The organism is Pseudoxanthomonas kaohsiungensis (genome assembly GCF_010211765.1).
Taxonomy (GTDB): Bacteria; Pseudomonadota; Gammaproteobacteria; order Xanthomonadales; family Xanthomonadaceae; genus Pseudoxanthomonas; species Pseudoxanthomonas kaohsiungensis.
In genome coordinates this window covers 1-1,333 of record NZ_PDWO01000034.1, presented here as the reverse complement: position 1 = coordinate 1,333, position 1,333 = coordinate 1, and the positions used below count along the sequence as shown (strand labels likewise).

Sequence of the window (1,333 nt, the reverse complement as noted above, 5' to 3'; positions counted from 1 at the left end):
TCACCCCATGCTGGCGCCGCAGGCGCGCGACGCGATGCCGCCCACAGGCTTCGCCGCGACTGACCAGCACCCGCCACAGCCGGCGTGAGCCGTAGGCCTGCCGGTGTTCTTCGTGGGCGGCCCGGATCGTAAGCTTCCCCGAATCGCAGACACCCCATAAGTAGAACTTTCTGGCATGTTTCCCCAGCCAGGAGGTTCCATGAAGAAGTCCCGTTTCACCGAGACCCAGATCGTCTCCATCCTCAAGCAGGCCGACGCCGGCGTGCCGGTCAAGGACATCTGCCGGCAGGCCGGCATCAGCGTGCCGACCTACTACAAGTGGAAGTCGAAGTACGGCGGCCTTGAAGCCGTAAGCTTCCCCGTCAAGCAGACATTTCAAAAGTAGAACTTCCGGCGACGTGTTGGCGGTACTCGGCTGGGGCCAGATCGCCGAGCGAATCGTGGGGACGCTCCTCGTTGTACTCGAGCATCCACCAGTACGCCGCCTCGCGTACGTCGTCGAGGCGGGCGAACAGGTGCTGGTCCAGGACTTCCTCGCGGAAGGTCCGGTTGAAGCGTTCGATGTAGGCGTTCTGGTTGGGCTTGCCAGGCTGGATGTACCGGATCGCCATGCCGTTGAGCTTGGCCCACTGCACAAAGGCTTCGCCCAGGAACTCAGGACCGTTGTCGGTGCGCAGGACCTGCGGCAGCCCGTGGTCGCGCTTGAGCTGCTCGAAGATGCGGATCAGGCGCGTGGACGAGATCGAGGTGTCGACCTCGATGTGCAGGGCTTCGCGGTTGAAGTCGTCGACCACGTTGAAGGTCCGGAACCGGCGGCCACAGGCCAGCGCGTCGGCCATGAAATCCGCCGACCAGACGGTGTCCGGGAGGCGCGGCACGTACAGCGCCACGCGTTCCCGCTTGGGCAGTCGCTGCTTGGCCTTGCGGCGCAGGTTGAGCTTCATCGCCTTGTACACCCGATAGATTCGCTTGTGGTTCCAGTCCGGCCGTGCACGGCGCAGGACCTTGCAGCACTTCCAGAAACCGCGGCTTGGGCGCGCTTCGACCAGTTCGGCCAGCGCCGCGATGATCTCGGCGTCACGCACCGTCCAATGCACCGGCGGCTGGTACCAGGCCGCCCGTGACAACCCCACGCACTCGCAGGACCGGCGCAGGGGCCGCGCGTGCACCTTGACCAGGTACCGCACGGCGTCGCGCTTCTGCTCCGGTCCTACAGTTTTTTTGCGATCAGGTCCTTCATCGCCGCGTTGTCGAGCGCCAGCTCGGCATACATCCGCTTGAGCCTGGCGTTCTCGGCTTCCAGGTCCTTCACCCGGCGCAGTTCGGAGGCTTC

2 protein-coding genes and 1 pseudogene are annotated in these 1,333 nt (G+C 64.8%); 1 reads left to right on the top strand and 2 read right to left on the bottom strand.

The annotated features are described in order from the left end of the window. Positions 1-127 (bottom strand): IS3 family transposase (locus CSC66_RS17845; protein ID WP_425501070.1); only part of this gene is annotated, 127 nt, incomplete at its 3' end. A gap of 72 nt (positions 128-199) precedes the next feature. On the opposite strand from CSC66_RS17845, the pseudogene CSC66_RS17130 reads away from it, so the two are divergent. Beyond that, positions 200-349: pseudogene (locus CSC66_RS17130) on the top strand (transposase); the annotation flags it as partial. A 13-nt stretch (positions 350-362) separates the two neighbouring features. On the opposite strand, the gene CSC66_RS17125 reads toward CSC66_RS17130, so the two are convergent. Beyond that, on the bottom strand, positions 363-1,187 hold the full coding sequence (locus tag CSC66_RS17125; RefSeq protein ID WP_238394447.1) for an IS3 family transposase: 825 nt from the start codon (positions 1,185-1,187) through the stop codon (positions 363-365). Between the last annotated feature and the right edge of the window lie 146 nt (positions 1,188-1,333).